The 19,325-nt window shown below is 60.7% G+C and carries 18 protein-coding genes and 1 pseudogene; 7 read left to right on the forward strand and 12 right to left on the reverse strand.

What is annotated here, in order from left to right; translation table 11 throughout:
• The first annotated feature begins 283 nt into the window (after positions 1-283).
• Complete coding sequence (locus tag WKV53_RS26385) at positions 284-670, forward strand: DUF6515 family protein (protein ID WP_341407837.1); 387 nt, start codon at positions 284-286, stop codon at positions 668-670.
• On the opposite strand, the gene WKV53_RS26390 is transcribed toward WKV53_RS26385, so the two are convergent.
• From WKV53_RS26390 to WKV53_RS26415, 6 genes are all read right to left on the reverse strand, one after another.
• Complete coding sequence (locus WKV53_RS26390; RefSeq protein ID WP_341407838.1) at positions 643-2,901, reverse strand: ATP-binding protein; 2,259 nt, start codon at positions 2,899-2,901, stop codon at positions 643-645. The two genes, WKV53_RS26385 and WKV53_RS26390, sit on opposite strands and share 28 nt — an antisense overlap.
• Positions 2,877-3,617 carry a CheR family methyltransferase gene (locus WKV53_RS26395; protein WP_341407839.1) on the reverse strand — a complete coding sequence of 247 codons (741 nt, stop codon included), beginning with the start codon at positions 3,615-3,617 and terminating at the stop codon, positions 2,877-2,879. Before WKV53_RS26395 ends, WKV53_RS26390 begins: the two co-directional genes overlap by 25 nt.
• A gap of 461 nt (positions 3,618-4,078) precedes the next feature.
• Positions 4,079-4,351, reverse strand: coding sequence for a hypothetical protein (locus tag WKV53_RS26400; RefSeq protein WP_341407840.1), 273 nt, complete (start codon positions 4,349-4,351; stop codon positions 4,079-4,081).
• A gap of 131 nt (positions 4,352-4,482) precedes the next feature.
• Entirely contained in the window at positions 4,483-5,178 is a 696-nt protein-coding gene (locus WKV53_RS26405) for a superoxide dismutase family protein (protein WP_341407841.1), read from the reverse strand.
• A gap of 13 nt (positions 5,179-5,191) precedes the next feature.
• The gene (locus tag WKV53_RS26410; RefSeq protein WP_341407842.1) at positions 5,192-5,932 is read right to left on the reverse strand and encodes a hypothetical protein; all 741 of its coding nucleotides are present in this window, start codon (positions 5,930-5,932) and stop codon (positions 5,192-5,194) included.
• A gap of 4 nt (positions 5,933-5,936) precedes the next feature.
• Complete coding sequence (locus WKV53_RS26415) at positions 5,937-6,338, reverse strand: hypothetical protein (RefSeq protein WP_341407843.1); 402 nt, start codon at positions 6,336-6,338, stop codon at positions 5,937-5,939.
• Positions 6,339-6,542: 204 nt separating this feature from the next.
• On the opposite strand from WKV53_RS26415, the gene ku reads away from it, so the two are divergent.
• The 4 genes from ku to WKV53_RS26435 are packed head-to-tail and all read left to right on the forward strand — an operon-like array spanning position 6,543 to position 11,271.
• Complete coding sequence (gene ku, locus WKV53_RS26420; protein ID WP_341407844.1) at positions 6,543-7,436, forward strand: non-homologous end joining protein Ku; 894 nt, start codon at positions 6,543-6,545, stop codon at positions 7,434-7,436.
• 36 nt (positions 7,437-7,472) lie between these two features.
• On the forward strand, positions 7,473-9,803 hold the full coding sequence (ligD, locus tag WKV53_RS26425) for a DNA ligase D (protein WP_341407845.1): 2,331 nt from the start codon (positions 7,473-7,475) through the stop codon (positions 9,801-9,803).
• Positions 9,800-10,705: a YihY/virulence factor BrkB family protein gene (locus WKV53_RS26430; RefSeq protein WP_341407846.1), complete on the forward strand. Its 906-nt coding sequence runs from the start codon at positions 9,800-9,802 to the stop codon at positions 10,703-10,705. The genes ligD and WKV53_RS26430 overlap by 4 nt, the downstream gene beginning before the upstream one ends.
• A 41-nt stretch (positions 10,706-10,746) precedes the next feature.
• Positions 10,747-11,271 (forward strand): DUF892 family protein, encoded by a 525-nt coding sequence (locus WKV53_RS26435; protein ID WP_341407847.1) that lies wholly within the window; start codon positions 10,747-10,749, stop codon positions 11,269-11,271.
• A gap of 9 nt (positions 11,272-11,280) precedes the next feature.
• Here WKV53_RS26435 and WKV53_RS26440 read toward each other — a convergent pair whose 3' ends face one another.
• From WKV53_RS26440 to WKV53_RS26455, 4 genes are all read right to left on the reverse strand, one after another.
• Entirely contained in the window at positions 11,281-11,568 is a 288-nt protein-coding gene (locus WKV53_RS26440) for a hypothetical protein (protein ID WP_341407848.1), read from the reverse strand.
• Positions 11,569-11,915: 347 nt separating this feature from the next.
• Entirely contained in the window at positions 11,916-13,013 is a 1,098-nt protein-coding gene (locus tag WKV53_RS26445) for a flavodoxin family protein (protein ID WP_345789689.1), read from the reverse strand.
• A 40-nt stretch (positions 13,014-13,053) separates the two neighbouring features.
• Complete coding sequence (locus tag WKV53_RS26450) at positions 13,054-13,326, reverse strand: GNAT family N-acetyltransferase (protein WP_341407850.1); 273 nt, start codon at positions 13,324-13,326, stop codon at positions 13,054-13,056.
• A 12-nt stretch (positions 13,327-13,338) separates the two neighbouring features.
• Entirely contained in the window at positions 13,339-14,772 is a 1,434-nt protein-coding gene (locus WKV53_RS26455) for an OmpA family protein (RefSeq protein WP_341407851.1), read from the reverse strand.
• Between the two features lie 183 nt (positions 14,773-14,955).
• Between WKV53_RS26455 and WKV53_RS26460 the strand changes: the two genes are divergently transcribed.
• Positions 14,956-15,885: a glutathione S-transferase family protein gene (locus tag WKV53_RS26460; protein WP_341407852.1), complete on the forward strand. Its 930-nt coding sequence runs from the start codon at positions 14,956-14,958 to the stop codon at positions 15,883-15,885.
• A gap of 239 nt (positions 15,886-16,124) precedes the next feature.
• A complete protein-coding gene (locus tag WKV53_RS26465) occupies positions 16,125-18,092 on the forward strand; it encodes a hybrid sensor histidine kinase/response regulator (RefSeq protein WP_341407853.1) in 1,968 nt (655 codons plus the stop codon).
• Positions 18,093-18,098: 6 nt separating this feature from the next.
• Here the strand turns inward: WKV53_RS26465 and WKV53_RS26470 are convergent, their stop codons facing one another.
• Together WKV53_RS26470 and WKV53_RS26475 are read right to left on the reverse strand one after the other, a co-directional pair.
• Complete coding sequence (locus tag WKV53_RS26470) at positions 18,099-18,599, reverse strand: DUF892 family protein (protein WP_341407854.1); 501 nt, start codon at positions 18,597-18,599, stop codon at positions 18,099-18,101.
• A 375-nt stretch (positions 18,600-18,974) separates the two neighbouring features.
• Positions 18,975-19,325 (reverse strand): annotated as a pseudogene (locus WKV53_RS26475) (signal recognition particle-docking protein FtsY); the annotation flags it as partial.

The raw sequence follows: 19,325 nt of genomic DNA on the forward strand, positions 1-19,325 counted from the left end.
GGGTTTGGGTGGAAGGCAAGCTGGAGGCTAGGCACCCACCTTAAGGAAGAGGCTGAAGCGATGGCAAGCCGTCGATCCTTGACGCCATGATGCCAACCGGGTCACGCGATCGGGATCCAAGGATGCAAACCGCAAAGGAGCCTTCCGCAATGTGCAAGTGAGTTTCGCGGCCGGTCGTTGGAAACCCTAGGTTTCATCAGGTTCAGGGCTGCGGCACTCCGTTTGCATGAGGGATGGGCAAGCGGGGGCAGGTGCTTCCGATAACGAAATAACCATTGATGCCATGAAACGAAACCATCGTTTGAACCTGCTGGCCGCCCTTGTCTTGGGAACCCTCGGCAGCTGCAGCTACTATGAAACCCCGACCAATGCCGGACCGGACTATACCACCGGTCACGTGGTGACGACGCTTCCCTCGGGATATCGGACCGTCACTGTTGGCGGCACCCAATACTACTCCTACGGCGACTCCTACTACCGTCCGCAGGGGAGTGGCTATGTGATCGTGGACTCGCCCTACGCCACCACGACGGGCAGCGTCAGTGTGATCAGGGAGCTTCCTTCCGGATACCGGATCGTCAGCCGCGATGGCCAGCGCTACTATCAATCCGGCAGCTCATACTACCAAGCTCGCTCCGGCGGCTATGTGGTGGTGCCGAATCCATTCTGATCCGAGGCCTCGGCCTCTTTAAGGATTGCCGCACGAATCCTCGCCAAGCTCACGGGCTTCGCGAGGACTTCGTCGGCACCCAGGGTCCTGACTTGATCGATTCGCTCGGGACGCGCATCCCCGGAGATGACGATCTTGCGGGCGATGGTTTGCCCGGACTGAGCGAGATGCTGGAGGATGGCCGTCCCATCCATGTCCGGGAGATTGAGGTCTAACAAGAGGATGTCGAATCCGGCTTGAGCGATGGAGGAGAGGGCGGAGCGGCCGTCGGCTGCGGCAATTACTTTCGCGCCCTCTCCGGCCAACAATTCTTCCACGGAGGCGCGGGCGACTTCGTTGTCCTCCACCAAAAGGACGCGCAGGCCATGCATGCGGGCTTGGAAGCCCGGCTCCGGGATGATTTCGCGATGGCTCAGACCTGGCCCGACGACGAGTTCCCCCGGGATGATGAGAGTGAAGGTGGTGCCATTTCCCACGATGCTTTCCAGTGAGAGGGTGCAACCGAGGGATGCCACGAGGCGGCGGCAGATGGCGAGACCCAGGCCGGCGCCCTTTTCGCGATTTCGTTCGGGATTGCGGAGTTGGAAGAACTCGTCGAACACCTTGTTCAAAGCGTCGCCTGGGATGCCGATACCGGTGTCGGTGATCGAGATGCGCACGTCACTGCCGATCGTCACCTCGACCCTGACGCTGCCGCGTTCGGTGAATTTCACCGCGTTGCTGAGGAGATTCGAGATGACCCGCTTGAGCTTGGTCGGATCCGTTGCGAGTTTGACAGGGACCGGCGGCATGACCTTTGCGATGGTCAGCCCTTTGCCCGCGGCGGCGGTCTCAGCCTGGAATACTTCCGCATCGACCAATTCGTTCAGGAGGAACTCTGTGACGTGCAAGTCAGCTTGACCCGAATCGAGGCGTGTCAGATCGAGCACATCGCTCACGAGTTCGACGAGCGAGCGGGCATTCGTCCACAGGCTGCGCGCCAGTTCCGGGACGCGGTGAGCCTGCTGAGGATCGGAGCTGGCCCGTTCCACGAGCTCTGCAAGCAGCGAGATCGCATTGGCCGGGGTGCGAACGTCATGCGACACCGCGGCGAGGAACCGGCTTTTTTGAAGTGCGGCATCCTCGGCGTCGCGCCGCCGGGTTTCGAGTTCCTTTTGGATGCGGATGGACTGGAGTGCGAGGGCGCCTTGAGACGCCAGCCATTCGGAGATGCTGAAATCGTGGTCCGTCCATTCCCGAGGCTCCACGCTGTAAACGCAGAGGATGGCCACTACCTTGCCCTCGTACCAAATCGGTGAGGCAATGGCGGAAGCCAAAGGACGGCCCGCCCGAAGCGAAGGCAATCGCAGGTCATGGCGCTGATGGATATCGTTCAAGCCTGCCGTGCGTTCGCTCTCTGCCGCCAGGCATGCGAAGGAGCGCTCGAAGGAGATGCCATCGTCCATGCGACCCTGAAGCCCGAACCCACAATCGCCCCACACCTCGTAAGCGTCGCGCTGTACCGCAATCACTTCCGCCGCGGCGACCTCGTCCAGGATCTGAAGCGCGGCCTGGCACACGCCGCTCATCACGTAGGACTCACTCATGTCGCCTCGCATCCAGCGGCCCGAGTGGAGAAGGGTTTCCAAGCCCTTCTCGCGGCGCATCAGCTCGCGATTCAGCTCCTGGAGATCGGACCCTTGCTGCTCCAGTTCTTCCGCTTGCTGGCGAAGTTCTTCCGACTGTTGTTCAAGTTCCTCCGTCTGGCTCTGCAGCTCTTCATTTTGACGGGCGATCTCCTCTTCCCGTGCGGCGAGTTCCGCGTTGCCCTGCTCGAGTTCGAGATTGAGGACCTCGAGCCGGTGTTGTTTCTCATCCAACCGCGTGTGCACGCCAAGCAAGCTATGGATGGCGAGGGTGACCACTCCGATGTTTACCCATTCGGAGGCCAGCCAAAACCACTTGTAGTTTCCGGCGACGATATCCTCCGGAAGGATCACGAGGATCTTCAACGCTGTGACCCCGGAGAGGATCACGGCCATGGCATGGAGCAGTCCCTTGCTGCGATTCCATAGGCAGAGCAGCAGTGGAAGCACCACGGATACGGGAAAGATGCGGTCTTGAAAGACGAAGAGCCGCATCCACCCGAAGAAGGCCACGGCCAACGCGCAGATCAGTGTCGACAGCCAGAGAGGTGGCTTTGTGCCGTTGGATGAGGACGAGGTCATCAACTCGTGTGGGGGCGGGGGCATTTGCGATAGATCGAGGGGGAAATCCGATGCAGGGAGGAGATGCGGGGCTTTTCGGCCTTACCGACGATGAGGAAGCCTCCCGGTGCAAGTGCTTCCGCCAGACGCCCCCAGAGCACTTCGGCGGCGAGAGGTTCGAGGTAGATGGCCAGATTGCGACAGAGGATCAGGTCCCAGCTTTCCCATGGCCGAGGAGCGAGCAGATCCGACTGCTCCCACTGCAACGCCTCGCGGATTTCATGGGACATGACGATCCTGCCGTCGGCGAGTTCCTGCGAATGAAAGGCGGCTGAGACAGGCTGGGCTCGCTCTCTCGGGAGATACACGCCGCGCTTCGCGTGTTCAATGGCATCCGGACGGCAGTCGCTGCCTAACAGATGACTGCCCTTGAGACTGCCGAGCTTCGCCAACAGGATGGCCACGGAGTAGAGCTCCGCGCCATCGGAGCATGCGGCGCTCCAGATGCGGAGGGAAGGGGAGCGCTGGGTCAGCTTTGGAAGGATGTGCTGCTCCAGGTGTGCAAAGACCGAGGGATCGCGGAACAATTCCGTGGTGCCGATCAACAATGATTCGAGTGCTTTAAGGGCCAGCGCGGGATTGGCGGCCAGCACGCGCTCCGCTGCCGCCAGCGTATCCACGCGGAGGGCTCGCAAGCAGGCAGGAAAACGTCTGACGAGCGGGGCGGTGCGGTAGAGCCAGGGATCCAGACCCGCTTGCATGAGAGTCCGTCGTAGGAACGAGGTGATGGCGTCGTTCGTTGGTTCGGGGCGGGGAAGGGGAGGGATAGGCCGTGGAGCCAGCGCCAGCTTTTTCCTTCCGCTTGGAACGGATGGAGAACCACGAAACAGCACGTGGCGGAAACGCGCTTCGTCGGGGGTCTCCGAAGCCGGCTGCGTCGCGATTGCTGTGACCGCGCCACGGGGATTGGGAAGAGGGGAGGTCGGGGTGTTGCCAAGGCCGGCAATTTCCATGGTCTGGAGATCTTGGCTTTGCCCCGAATGAAGGTCCAGCGTTTCGGCCGTGAGGATGGCGATGGCGGTACGCCGGTATCGGGATCACGGGGATCGCGAGCCCAGCGATGCAAAGCACTAAGTGTGGTTCCCCGTGCTCTACCGCTGGTTTTCACCGAAATGCCGATCCGGATTTGCCTGAAGCCGGGATCGCGAGCTTACGATGTCGGCTAGAAGACCGGTGCAATGCGAATGTCGGAGTAGTCCTTCCGGGCAAGATACTCGAAGGGGCCGACGCCAACGGGCATCCGGGGAAGCCGGAGGGCGATGAGTGCTTCGCCCTCGGTGACAAAGCATGTGTCACCGAAGTCATCCAATAAAGGCTCTTCAGAGCGGATCAAGCAGCCGTCTCCCCAATCGTCGACCACTTCGGTGCCTTCCCTGAGGAGAAATCCACCGCGGCCGTCGCGCATATAAATCTCGGGATGAAGAATGGTGCTCATTGAATACTTCCTCGCAGGGAACATTCCAAGATGAGATCCCTTCACAGCGCTTGGATATTAGGTGCATGCGAGTGATCCCCTCGATGCAAATCGCTCGGGGGATCATTGCAGGTCGCCTGATGAGGCGGCCCCTACTCTCCCTGAGACTCGTCGCTATCGGGGGTGGTCGGCTTGGTTTCCTTCTTTTCCGGGTCGCTGGAAGCCGATGGAGGCGGGGCCGTGGGCGGCACTGACTTCGGAGCGGGGGCCGCCTTGGGTTTTGAATCCTTTGAGATGCCGATCACTCCGGCTCCGATCCGGTCTCCAGCATTGCCGGATGGCTGGCCGCCATCATCGGCTTTGGCATGGACGATCACGGAGCGCCCGAGGATCCCGCTCTTCCCGGAATCCAAGGTAATATTGTTCACCACCAAGGTGAGGGTGGCATTGCCATCGCCGTCCGCCTGGAGATTGCCGAGGTCACCCGCATGGCGATTGCTATCGTCGGGGATCGCATGAGGGTGTCCCTCAGGATTGAAATGATCGCCGGCGCTGGTGGCATCATCGCTGCCGAGATCGCCGAATTCGTGGATGTGAATGGCATGATTGGCATTTGGCGTCAGGCCGCCGATTTTGGCGGTGACGAGAATGCCGTCGTCCACCTTTTCGAATTCGACGCTTCCGCGGACGTTGCTGTTCATGGTGGGCCGGATGATGGCGACGAGCTTTTTCAATTCCGCCGACGACACGTGAGCCGGTCGCTGGGGCGCTGAATCTTGCGCGTGGATCGTGGGAGCCACCGAGACGAACAGAACTGCGCCGAGGCCCAGAGAGTGGATGATTTTCATGGTGAAGATCAGTTTATGGTGAGACGGCGACGAGCTGCGGTTGAGCTTGGGGCCGCTGGCGAAGCAGGCTGTTCAAGTTCTCTTGAACTCGCGGCAGCAGGTGGCGACGGATCAGGGTCTTGTGATCTTCGCCGAATGAAGCACTCAGAAGAGCTTCTTCCAACGCCCGCACCGTCGCTTCTTCGGCAGCGAGCATCAGAGGAAACAGTGATGAGCCGATGAGGCGCCCGCCGGTCGCGTGAGCCAATTGATCGACGAGTCCATCCCAAGGTGAATTGCCGAGCAGTGGGAAGACACCTGACTCTTGCACGGCTCGCTTCAGATGGCGCACCGCATCGTCATGAACGGCGCGGAGGTGTTCGACTAGCCGGCGATCTTCTCCTTCGAAGCGGGTGGCCGCACGACCATAGCTTTCGCGACTGGCCAAGGCGGTGGCCAGTAGTTGATTGAGTGCTTCGCCTTCTTCCCTGGCGGGAACTTCGCCAAGTGGGGCCGGAGGGGCTAGGAGGTTCCATACCCGTGCGGCACCGACCACCGCGAGGGCAGCAGGGCCCAAGGGAAGTGCCAAGCGAACTGCTCCTGTGATGAAGCGAAGGATTGGCAATTTGCCTGCGAGATATCCCGCTCCGAAGCAGGCAGCAATGCCTGCTGCGGGATGACGGGCGATTTGCTGGGAAAGCTCCCGAGCGTGACGGTCTATGGTGGCCCGGGCGGTGGATACCGCAGGTCCGGACTGGAGATCGGAGGGTTGCATGGCGTTACCAACGGGACTTGAGTTTGCCGAATTGTTTACCCAGATCGCGAAGCGTGTCGTTGTCACGCAAAGCATCGTAGGCATGGTGGACCTTCTTCGAGGCGGTCGGCAGCAGCGAGCCGATGAAAAGGTCGCGCATCGCGTGAGATCGTTGGCGACTCGACATCAACCAGCCCGCTGCAAATCCGGCTGCCGCGGCGATGGCAATCTCGCTCCACGGGCGTTGAGAGATTCCCTGGCGGAGATTGGTGAGGAAGTGACGCGCGCTGCCATTGCCCGATCCATGGAGTTCATCCCAGTGGGCGTGGCGAGTGGAGGTGGAAGGCTCGCGAGCGGGGCTTCGTTCTGCCTCTTGCTCGGCATTCCGGTCCGGCTGCTGGGTCTGCGAAAAATTTTGCGTTCTCATACCCTTCCTTCTCTCGCAGGGAGCGGGCCAACGTGGCTTTGGTGAGCTTGGGCGCTTCGTATTGCATTGACTGCAGGGAATCTAAAGTGCCTGGCGAGAGGTGCCAAAGTTGGCATGATGCGCCGCCTTCACGGCAATTTGCATAGTGCCGGGTGCCAATTGGCGCTCCGGCAAGGGAGGCACGGCGCGTGCGAAGAGAAAGGAATGCCACGCTCAATCTGGAAAGGTGCCATCGAATTCGGACTGGTGAACATACCTGTCTCGCTCACTGCGGCCGAGGTGAAGCCGGACATCCAGCTCCATATGGTCGATAGCAAGAATCACGCGCGCATCCGCTACGAGCGCGTGAATGCAGACTCCGGCGAGGAGGTGCCATGGGACCGGATGGTGCGTGGCTACGAATATGAAGAAGGCCAGTTCATCCTGCTTTCCGATCAAGAGCTTGAGGCCGTGCAGCCAAAGCTTACCAAGACGATTGGCATTAGTGATTTTGTGAATTTGGACGACATCGATCCACTGCTCTTCGACAAGCCCTATTATCTGGAGCCAGAGAAGCGTGGGAGGAAAGCGTATGTGCTGCTGCGCGAGGCGCTGAGGAAGACGGGAAAAGCTGGGATTTCCCGCGTGGTCATCCGCACGCGCGAGTATCTTTCGGCGATGTTCGTGCGGGGCGATGCCCTCGTGCTCATGCTGCTGAGATTCCCGCAAGAGATCCGCGCGATCTCGAAGCTCGATTTGCCGACATCGAAGGAAGGCGACGTGGCAAAGCGCGAGATGGACCTCGCCACACGCCTGATCCACGACATGTCGGCGAAGTGGCATCCTGACGGATACCACGATGAGTATCGCGATGCGCTGATGACATTCATCGAAAAGAAAATTGAAACGGGCGAGACGGTCGAGGACGTGAAGGAAAGCGATACCGAGCGTGAGCCCTCGAAAGGCAAGGTCGTGGATCTGGCCGAATACTTGGAACGCAGCTTGGGGAAAAAATCTGAACCCGCTCCCAAGAAGAGTTCGAAGGCCAAACCAGCTGCAAAGAAGGCGGCCAAAAAGGCCGCGAAGAAGACCGCTCGCAAGAAGGCCAAGTCGGCGTGACGGAGGGCTTGGAACGGGAATTGCGAAAGCGTTCCCATGGCCAGCGGGAAAACCAAGACCACGACGCGGGGTGGCACCCTTGCGAAGTATCGGACAAAGCGGAACTTCAGCAAGACCCCTGAGCCGGGTGGCAAGAAGGCACGGCAGAAGGGGAATTCGTTTGTGGTTCAGGAGCACCACGCACGTTCGCATCACTTCGACTTCCGGCTTGAGATCGATGGGGTTTTGGTGAGTTGGGCGGTGCCGAAGGGGATCCCGGAGGAGATGTCCGCAAAGCGGCTGGCCGTTCATGTGGAAGACCACCCGCTGGAGTATGGGAAATTCCAAGGGACGATTCCCCAGGGAAATTACGGTGCAGGCAAGGTGGCGATCTGGGACAAGGGCACGTGGGATCCTTTGGAGAAGAACTGGCAGAAGGATCTTGCGAAGGGGAAGCTGAAGTTCGTGCTCCATGGCGAGCGGCTGAATGGCCCTTACCTCTTGGCCCGGATGAGCGAGGAGCCGAATTGGTTGCTCCGGAAGCTGGATCCCGCAACTCATCCGGAAGCTCTCGAGACCGAACCGAAGAATGAGGTGGCGGCGTTCGTATCGCCGCAGCTCGCCCGTCCGGTGACCTCGGTGCCGGGTGGCAAGGACTGGCTGCATGAGCTGAAGTTCGATGGCTATCGGCTGATCGCGGTAAGGAGGAAAGGGGAGGTGAAGTTATTCACTCGCAAGCAGCTCGATTGGACAGCGCGCTTTCCGGAATTGGCAGGGCGGCTGAAGAAATTGGGGGGAGGCGACTTTGTAATGGATGGAGAAGCGGTGGTCTTCGATCGCAAGGGGCGGTCGAGTTTCGGCGCACTGCAAGAAGCCCTGAAGTCGGGCAAGGGTATTGATTTCGTGGTGTTCGATCTTCTGCATCTGGATGGGCACAACCTGCGTGGCTTGCCGCTCACGCGGCGCTTGGAAATGCTGGCGAAACTGGTTCCGGCGGAAAGCGGCCCGATCCGCCGGTCAAAGATCTGGTCCGGTGACGAGGGTGAGGAACTGTTTCAACAGAGCTGCAAGCTGGGACTCGAAGGCATCATCAGCAAGCGCTCCCATGGCACCTATCAGCCTGATTCGCGACGGGACTGGACGAAATCGAAATGCCGGCCCCGACAGGAGTTCATCATCTGTGGCTTCACCGAACCGAAGGGTGCTTGTCCCGCCTTCGGGGCGATCCTGTTAGGCTCGGTTGAGAACGGGCGGATGATTCCACGAGGCAAGGTGGGCACCGGCTTCACTGACGCCTACCGCCACCAGCTGCTGAAACAAATGAAGCCGCTGATCGCAAAGGAGGCTTCATATTCGACGACGGATCGCGGGGTGACATGGCTTAAGCCCCGGCTGGTGGCGGAGGTTGAATTCGCCGAGCTGACGAGGGATGGGGCGATTCGCCAGGGGAGTTTCGTTTCGCTGCGCGAGGACAAGCCGGCATCAGACGTTCACCTCAATCCCGTGGAGGCGATGGGTAGTCTTGGCTCAACGGTATTGGGCGTGGAAATCAGTCACCCGGATCGTGTCGTGTATCCGGATGACGGGGTGACTAAGCTGGAGGTGGCGCGCTACTACGAGCGGGTGGGCGAGCTGATGCTTCCCCACGTGGTGGACCGACCGCTGGCGCTGCTGAGAACTCCGGAGGGTATCGGGGGCGAGAAGTTCTTCCAAAAGAGCTTCAAGGCTCACGTGCCGCCGCACGTGAAAGTGAAGACGCTGGATGACGGGACGGAGATCCTCTTCGTCCGCGAAATCAAGGGGCTGATCTCCCTCGCGCAGTTCGGGGTGATCGAGCTGCATCCCTGGGGCAGCCGTCTACCTCAGGTGGACAAGCCCGATGTGCTGGTATGGGACCTAGACCCGGATGAAAAGGTGCCGTGGAAGGAGACGCTCGGTGCGGCTTTCCTGCTGCGCGATTGCCTTGCGGAGTATGGTCTGGAGACGCGGGCGAAGAGTTCAGGTGGGAAGGGAATTCATGTGATGATGCACCTCAAGCGGCAGCACACCTGGGAGCTGCTGAAGCCTTTCACCAAGGCCGTGGCAGCCAAGGTGGGAGAGCAGAATCCGAAGCGCTTCACCATCACGGCCTCGAAGAGCAAGCGCTCCGGGAAAATCTACATCGACTGGCTTCGCAATGGCAAAGGTGCCACGTGCATCGCGCCGTGGGGGCTTCGCGCAAGACCGGGAGCGCCGGTCTCGATGCCGGTAACATGGGAGCAGCTCGCCGAGATGGGGCCGCGAGGCTTCACGATCCGCGAGCCTGCCCAAGAGCCTGAGAACTGGATGTCAATCGAGCCCCAGTCGCTCCCCATCTCGCTCGTGCGGGAGATTTCGCGTGGATCATGAATGCAGGACCTACCATGCAAGCCGGGGTTGGAGTGCTGCTCAAGGAAACGGCGCAGGGATTCATCAAGGATGAGGGGTTGCGATTGAGTGCGGCGCTGGCCTTCTATTCCGCCTTCTCGCTCGCGCCGCTGCTATTGATCGTGTTGTCGATTGCCGGAGCTGTGTTCGGAGACGAAGCCGTGCGCGGGATGCTTTACGACGAGATCTATCGAGATCTCGGCCGCAGCGGAGCGGAAGTGCTGGAGGACATGGTCGCCCATGCGCGCGATCCCCAGCAAAGCCTGGTCATGTCCCTGGTGGGGCTCGTCGTGCTGCTATTCGGGGCCGCGGGTTTATTCGGCCAGCTTCAGGCTGCGCTGAATGCCATGTGGAACGTGCCACCGCGAGAAAAAGGTGGCGTGAGGCAATTCGTGAAGAGCCACTTTCTTTCGTTCACCATGGTGCTTGGCACCGGGTTCCTGCTGCTGGTGTCGATGGTGGTTTCGACCGTTCTAAATGCGGTCAGCGTGAGGGTGGGGGAAATCGCCAACATCCCGGCGCCTCTATGGGCGGTGGTTGGCGGCTTCCTTTCATTCGCGCTGATCACGCTGCTATTCGCAGCGATCTTCAAGGTCTTGCCGGATGTGATCATTCGCTGGAGGGATGTGTGGGCCGGGGCGATTTTCACATCGGGCCTGTTCGCGGTGGGGAAGTCGGCGATCGGCTGGTATCTGGGCCGGGAGGCTATGGCTTCGAGCTATGGTTCGGCGGGCGCGGTGATCGTGATTTTGACGTGGCTCTATTATTCGTCGGCGATCCTGCTCTTCGGAGCCGAGTTCACCCAGGTTGTGGCTCGTGCGGCGGGGCGCGAGATCGTCGGCCGGGCGGTCCGGAGACTTTTGGATCAAGAAGCTGTTCGCTGAAGGCCCACGCTGTGCCACATTAGCTGCGGACCCCTGGACGAATGAAGACTTTTGACGATGTATTGGCGGCTGAACTGAAGGAGCTCTTCAGCGCGCAGCGGCAGTGGTTGCTGGCGCTGCCGGGGGTGATCCGTGGCGCTTCGAACGCAAAATTGTCCGAACATTTCCGCAGGGAGGCCCGTGAGACCAAACGCCACATCGAGCGCATCGAGGAGATCGCGGAGATCCTGGGAGGATCTCCGCGAGGCCGGGTGCATGCTCCGATGAGGGAACTGGTGCAAACGGCGCAAGAGGTGCCGGGCTCCGAGCCGGACGGAGCGATTTCGGACGCCCGGCTGATTATCGTTGCGCAGCGTGTGGCCCACCTTTTGATCTGCGGCTATGGCACGGCACGCACGCTTGCCGGGATACTTGGCCACGGGGCGGTGGAGGCATTACTGGCCACGAGTCTGGCCGAGAAAAGTGCAGACGACCGGGCGCTCACGAATCTGGCGATCGACATTTATACGGTGTCGGGTCCGGCGGAGCCCGCGGCGCCGTTGCTGGACGAGCCGTTCGTCCCGTGATTCGGTGGTTTACCGAATCAGAGCGGCTTGATTGTGGCGCGGCAGGCAGCGGTCCCATTCGATGATCTTGTGGAAGAGCGGCTCGAGCTGCTCCGTGGGAGGGAGAGGATATTCGCCGTGCGCATAGTCCAAGAGATGATCTGACAGGGGGACGGCAGCCGCGCTCACCTTGATCTCGGCGACCAGTTCGCGCCGGTCTTCCGGGCAATCTTCCGGTGAGCGGAAGTCGTCGTCATTGTAGGGGCCGAAGCGGCGCTCGTATTCGCGCTTCCGGGCGATGGTATAGTCGCTATTCATGGTGGTGAAGGATTGTGAGGTATCGTGAGGATCCTACTAGTCACCCTTCATTCAGCCGATGCCGTGCCGCTGGGATGGAGGTGGCAAATCCCTGATATTATAAGGATTGCGCCGGCGAACGGCTTTCTCGACGTGTGGGAGAAATCGCAAATGTCTCTGCAAGGGGTGCAGTTCGCTTGTTGTCCGGAAATAGTTCGGCGGCAAAGGGACGCTGGGAGTACAAAGGTGAGCCGGGCGAGATTTCCGACTGCTATCAGGTCACCAACGAGGGTTTACTGACGTTGCCATTCGGAACCGTCCGGCTCTGGTCACCAGTCGCACCGTTGATCCGATTCTCAAATGAAAACTTATTTCATGCGTGGTGCGGGGAGGTCCTCGCCGGGAGGACGGCGCCCGGCGCGCATCTCGGCCGTGGCGCGTGCGAGGGCGATCGCCGCGTGGCGCGTTTCCTCCTGGATCGCGGAGTCTCGGTCGAGCGCCTCATGGCTGCTGGCGTAGGGTTCGAAGTAGCCGATGTAGCGGTCGACGATGGCGGTCGGCCCGGCGGAGATCAGACCTATTCCTGTGAGCCAATCATGAAGATGGCGGCGAACTCCTCCTGCTCCCTCCGCATCGCCATGGACGATCAAGGAGAATACTCGCCCGGCAAGATGCTTGGGATAGTCCCACCCCTTGAGCTCGATTTCCTTGGCGAGAGCTGGGTCCTTGCCAGCGGTAGTGGTGGGATCTGGATTTCCGCCGTCGGCACAGACCAAGCGATCAATCATCAGCTTGAGGCCCGAGGGAACCTGAAACCAGTGGACGGGAGTGATGATCATGATCCCGTGAGCCGCGACCCAGCGAGGGTAGAGTTCGTTCATCCAGTCCTGCACCTGGCCCAAGTAGTGATTCGGGTAACAGGAGCAAGGCCAGTGGCAGAGTGGCATGGCAGTGGAGACGCAGGCCTTGCAGGGAAAAATGCGGCGTCCGTATTCCGCGCCGAGCAGTGAGAGATCGAGCAGGTCGACATGACAGCCTTCCGCTTCCAGTGTGGTGCGTGCGATGCCGGAGAGACGAAACGACTTGGAGATCTCACTAGGGCAGGTTTCGTCGGTCCGCGGAGATGCATTGATCAGGAGCATGCGGGTGACGCTGCCGGCATCGTTGAACTCCTGTTGCGCGTCGTGAATCTTTTGGCGGGCATCGAGCCATTCGGTGGAGAGCTCATGCGAAGGATCTTGGAAGCCGGCTCCTGCTGGCCGTGAGGAGATGGTCTTGCGGCGTGCCTCATAAGCCTCAGCCGCGATCCTTGTCACCTGATCCACGGCCTCCTTGGCTTCAGCAAACGCGGGATCGGCAAATTGTTCCCGGTAGCGGCGCTCGAATTCGTCGCGATCCAGTGGCACTGGCCCTTGGCCGATCCGCACGATGGGTGAAGAAGGCGTTGCAGATGACGGCGAGTCCATCCGCCAGCCTAACACAATAGCGATGGGCGAGCAGGTGAATTCAGCCGATGAGGTCGTGATACTCCGGATGCCGCTGGATCCATGCTTTGGCGTATCCGCAGACAGGCCGCACCTTTTCTCTCCGCGAGCGGATGATGTCCAGCATGCCGGCCATCAGGCGACCGGCCGTGCCGTGACCGCGCAGGGCCGGATCGGCGTATACGTAGGGAATGATGAGCAGGTTCGATTCCCTCCGGTAGTCGGCATAGGCGAGCTTTCCTTCTTCCTCCAGCTCGAAGCGTTGGCGGGATACCTGATCGATCACTTGGCTCATGGGAGAAGGAAACTACCGGTCGGCGGGAGCGTCGATGCGGGAAATCACCACGCGACGATCCTGACGGAGAAGATTCTCTGCGGCGTCAGCCGGATGATGGGCTTCACTCTCGCCGTAGCCGACGGGAACCAAACGATCCGCCGCCACGCCACCGCGGACGAGCTCGCGAACAAGCGCTTCCGCCCGCAATTGAGAGAGCAGTTGATTGTCCGAAGAGGTGCCTTCCGCAGAAGCGTGGCCTTCGATGGCAAAGCTGGCTTTGGCCAAGCCGGGATCGAGAATGGCTTCGGTGAGGGCCAGCACCATGTCGTAGGAATGGCCGTCGGCGAATTGCGTGGAGCCTTGTTGGAAGAGGATATCGTGACTGGTGATGGTGGTGGTTGCAACGACGGGATAGGAAACCACCCAAACATCGCGGCCACGATACTCGGCCGGGATGCGATCATTGAAGACAGCGGCATTCAATCCGGCGACGGGCATTACTCTCACCCGCTCGAGCGCGGCATCGGCTAACAGAACGGCCGGAATGTCGTCGCGCGACGGATAGAAGGCGTAGCGGCGGCCTTCATGGATGAAGAATGGCTCCGGAAGCACGGACTCGCCCGGGGCCGCCTCGGCGGGAGCGGGGGTGCGGAAGAAAGGCGGCATCTTCCGAATATCGGCATCGCCGCGTAGCCGTTGGCGCAAGAACTCGGCTGCCGAGCGGCGATCTTCTCGGGGTGCGCGGCGGACCTCGCTCTGATCGAGGCGGTTCAATTCGGCATGGGAGAGGCGACTATCCTTGCCGAGGATATCATTCACCAAGCGGCTCGCATCGTCGCGTCCCTGGATCTGGATTTTTCGCTGATGGAGATCGCGGGCGAGATCTTCATGGGCACGTACCACATCGGCCTCGGCGGGTGGCAAGTCATCCAGCGCGTTGGGATCACGGGGGACGGTGTCGGGCTGGCGATCCTTCGGGGAGGTTTTGTGTGCGTCGGGGCTCGCCTTCTGGTCATTGGTGTCCTCCACCTTGTTCGAGGAAGGGTCGGCCTTGTCATTGACGGAGTCGCGGTTCCGCCTGGCATCGGGGGAAGCTTTGCGAGCGGTGGCATCTTCGGTCTTGGTTGATTCCGGGTTGGCGTTCTTGGACCGGTCAACTTCGCGTCGGGAGCGCTCGTTGGCTTTGGAATCATCATCCCTTACCGGCTGGGCCTCCTTTCCTGCGGGCTGCACGCGATTCGGGTCGCCCGCGCTGCGGCGTTGGTCTTCGAGCGGCTGGGATTCGTTGCTTGCCCGGCGCGTGGTGTCTTCGACACGGTCTGAATCCGGCGATGCTTTGGCGGAACGATCCTTCAAGGGCTTCGAGTCGGGATTGGTGGGTTCCGCGGCGGTGGCGATAGGGCTGGCTACCATCGTGGCAGCCAGAGCCGCGATGAAGGAGAACGGGCGTGATTGAGCTTTCATGCCTGCCCTCCTGCTTAATCCGTTCCGCCCTGGGAGGAGCGTAGTCATAGGGATTTTGGCGGCTTTGCCCTTGTCTGAGCGTGCAACGCGACCCGTTTCCGGGTGCAGCGTGCAATATCAGGCGCACTTTTCTTTTGAATCTTCCCGGATGCACACCGACGCTTGTGATGCTATCCGATGACAATGGCCGAGTTTCCCGAGGAGACGAAGGACGGAGAGTTCGAGCGACAGGAGGATGCCTTCCGAATGATGGTGGGGAAGGAAGGTGGACCGCTGGCGGTGGATGGCCGCTATCACCTCTACGTTTCGCTGGCGTGCCCATGGGCTCACCGCACGCTGATTGTGCGGTCGCTGTTAGGGTTGCAGGACAGCATCGGCATCAGCATCGCGGATCCGGTGCGGGATGAACGAGGGTGGGCATTTCGCGAGGGGCATGGGCATCATCCCGATGAGGCAGAGGGCTTTCACTTTCTGGGAGAAGCTTACCTGAGGAGTGATCCCCGTTTTCGCGGCCGGTATACGGTGCCGGTTTTGTGGGACCGCCAAGAGAAGTGCATCGTCAACAACTCCGAGGACGACATTTGCCGGATGTTTCAGGAGAGCTTCGCCGGTCCCGGGGCACGGGACTTGTTCCCGCTGCACCTAGCGGAGGAGCAAGCCGAGATCAGCGACTATCTCTACGAGAAGGTGAACAACGGGGTCTACCGAGCAGGCTTCGCAACCACGCAGGCCGCGTATGAGGAGGCGGTGCGGGACTTGTTCGTGGCGCTGGATGAAATGGCGGTCCGGCTGGAGCGCTCGACCTTTCTGTTAGGCGAGCATCTGGTCGAGAGCGACTTGCGGTTGTTCTGCACCTTGATCCGTTTTGACATGGTCTATCATGGCCACTTCAAGTGCAACCTCCGCCGGGTGGTGGACTGCCCGCCGCTGCTGCGCTTCATGCGGGACGTTTATTTACAGCCGGGTGTGGCAGCGACGGTGAACTTCGATCACATCAAGCGGCATTACTACGGCACCCATCGTGAACTGAACCCGAGTGGCATCATTCCGCTGGGGCCGGCGGCGGTTTTCGAGAAGCCGGGTTGTGGCGAGCGGGATGCGGGCTCGAGGTGACGGATACCCTTGTCCGTATCTGAGGGTGCCTGACGGCAGCAGTTTGACATGGTTGCTGACTGGTTTACGGCATTACGGCAGGGTGCACCCTGCACGATGCTTTGCCTCCGAGCGGGCGAAATGCGCTCAGGGGAAGATCCTAGGACTTCATGGAATGGGATTCCTTACGGGCACTGTGTGTGCTGGGATTCTCGCAACCCCTCCGACCGAATTCCGCCGCGCGGATGGTCCCCTGTGTCGTGGATACTACCGTTACTTCCGAAAAGGCTGCTTCGCGAGACGCAGAGCCTGATGTCGGCGCTGCTTCTTGGCTTCAAAGCAGGCTCATCGCCTTCGACGAAATCGTAGCTGTCGTCGAGGAGTATGCGATTTTCACCATGACGCCGTCCGGTGAGATCCTCGATTGGAATACCGGCGCCGAGCGCATCATGGGCTACCGCCCCGAGGAAGTGATCGGACAAAGCAACGACTGCTTTTTCTCCGAAGTCGAAAGAGTGGGCGGGGTCCCGCAAGGAATCCTTGAGATCGCGACGAGGGATGGCTCGTTCACTGGTGAGGGATGGCGCTCCCGGAAGGATGGCGAGCGCTTCTGGGGGCATGTGACGATCACGGCGCTGCGGTCTCCCGAGGGGGAGGTCCAGGGATTCCTCCAAATCACCCGCGACCTCACCCAGCGCCGGGTGACGATGGAGGCCCTGCGGCAAAGCGAAGAGCGCTTCCGACTGCTTGTGGAGGGGGTGCGCGACTACGCGATTTTCATGCTTGACCCGGAGGGTCACGTGATGAGCTGGAACATCGGAGCCCGAAGGATCAAGGGCTACGAGCAGGATGAGATCGTGGGCCGCCACTTTTCGATCTTCTATCCCCCGCAGGCATTGGAGGCGGGCGTGCCCTTTAAATTGCTGGCCTTGGCATTGAAGGAAGGCCGCGCGGAGCAAGAGGGCTGGAGGATGCGCAAGGACGGCACCCGTTTCTGGGGTCACGTGCTGATCACACCACTCTTCGACCACAGCGGCGAGCTCCGGGGCTACGCCAAGATCACGCGCGATCTCACCGACCGGCGCCAAGCGGAATCCCTGCGTGAGGCTGGCCGGCGCAAGGACGCGTTTCTCGCCACCCTCGCCCACGAGCTTCGCAATCCACTCGCTCCGATCTTGCCAGGAGTGGACATCATCCTGCGCTCGCCCGGTGACCCGGAGAAGGTTGCGGGCGTGGCATCGATGCTGAAACGACAAGTCGACCAGATGGCCCGCTTGATCGATGATCTGGTCGATATCTCACGGATTACCACGGGCAAGATCGAGCTTCGGAAAGCCCATGTGCCGCTGTCCGAAGTGATGGAGCGTGCACTGGAGGCGATCAAGCCGATGATCGATCGACAGGAACAACAGCTCGAATTGGACATTGGGATTGAGAATCCGGTCGTTGACGCGGACCCTCACCGGTTGGCGCAGATGCTCTCCAACCTGCTTTCGAATGCCGCCAAATATACTCCCTCGAAGGGTCACATTCGCGTGTCGGTGACTCCGGATGCGGACGAGGATGAGATGCTGAAGATCTCCGTGAAGGACGATGGCCGTGGCATCGCGGCCGAGTTCCAACAAGCGATCTTCGAGCTATTCGATCAAGGTGGCAGTGGTCCTGCGGAAGGGCTTGGCATCGGCCTGACACTGGTAAGGTCGCTGGCAGAGATGCACGGCGGTACTGTTTCGGTGGCGAGCGGTGGGGAAGGTCAAGGGAGCGAATTCACACTTTTGCTGCCTATTCTGGTGCCGGGCGAGTCCGCAGCAGGCACCGTTCAAACTACAGCCGCTCAAGCCAATGTATCTGCGGCGCTGCGCGTGGTGGTCGCGGATGACTCCCGGTCTGCCGCGGACATCATGGGCATGTTCTTCCGCATGGAAGGTTTCGAGGCTGCGGTAGCCTACGATGGCGAGGATGCCGTGGCCCAAGCGAAGGTCCTCCACCCGGACCTGGTGGTGCTCGACCTCGGCATGCCCAAGATCGATGGCTTCGAAGCCTGCAAGCGCATCCGCAAGCTGTTTCCACAAGCGGTGATGGTCGCTCTGAGCGGGTGGGGGAGCCGGGAAGACCGCCGCCGATCATCCGACGCGGGGTTTGATGAGCATCTCGTCAAACCGGTGTCACCGGATGATCTGCGGGCGTTCCTCGCCAGCTACTTCAAGAAAAGCCGGCGGGCCGGCTGAGACGGCCTAGCGAAATGCGGGCTGGTCACGAGCAAGCAGGCCGGCGGGCACGAGCGCGTCACAGGTTTCGGGATAGCGATCGAGAAGCAGGTCCAGAAGGGAATCGAGCTTTTCCACATCATCGGCCAACCGGACTCGATTGGCCAAACTACGAGCAACGCCGTAGTTCAGGATTTGAAGGCGATGAAGGGCACCGCTGATGGAGCGAAGGTCGTCGTCTCCAGGGAAGTGCCACGCGGGTGCACGCAAGACTTCTCGGCTCTCATTGATCAGGCGACGCATCGAGTCGCAGTCGTCGCCGGCCGAAGAGATCCGGTGGATGGCGGCCATGATTTCCAGCGTGTCACGGCGCTGGCGGGAAAGCTCCAGCTCTTGCTGAAGTCCGGCCCGCAAGCTTCTTTCGCTGGTGCGGTCGGTGAGTTCCGGAAGGAAGCTGATCAATTGAAGTTCGCTGCAGTACAGCATGCGCAGCTTCCGGAAGAACAGGCTCAAGAGGTCGGTTGGCATGGGAGACGGGCGTTCGCAATCGTGATGCCAGATTCGCGACTGCGGGGACACGGCCTCCCAGCGCGATTCCACGTACACAATGAACCGCTGGGCGCGGCAATTTGCAAGTGGACATCGCAATCGGCAGCGACGTGCTCATCATTCTCACTTGATCCAAACGACCGCTTCAGTGGGGGGCTGGATGAATCGTGGGAGTGAGTGCAGGAACCGTCACCGCTTCAACCGGCACCGAGAAGGTATGAAGGCGATCCTGAATCGACCACTTCGGGACCGAGTGCCCGCGGAGAAAATCTCCGACGGCACACTCGTCCGGTGTTGATCGCTCCGATGTGACGGAGGCGCCTGTGACTTGGTCAGTTCAGAGTGGCGAGAACGTCACTCGTTCTTCTTGTCGTCCTTTTCCTTGTTCTTGTCGCGCGGTGCTTGGCGTTCACGCTGCGGTTGGGCCTCGCGCTCTGGCTTGGCTTGCCGCTCGGGCTTCGCTTCGCGCTGAGGTTGAGCTTCTCGTTCTGGCTTGGCTTGGCGCTCTGGCTTGGCTTCTCGTTGTGGCTGGACTTCGCGTTGAGGCTTGGCCTCACGCTCGGGCTTGGCTTCGCGCTCGGGCTTGGCTTCGCGCTCGGGCTTGGCTTCGCGCTCGGGCTTGGCTTCACGCTCGGGCTTGGCTTCACGCTCGGGCTTGGCTTCACGCTCGGGCTTGGCTTCACGCTCGGGCTTGGCTTCACGCTC

Origin of the sequence: Luteolibacter sp. Y139, from assembly GCF_038066715.1 — a bacterium.
Taxonomy (GTDB): domain Bacteria; phylum Verrucomicrobiota; class Verrucomicrobiia; order Verrucomicrobiales; family Akkermansiaceae; genus Haloferula; species Haloferula soli.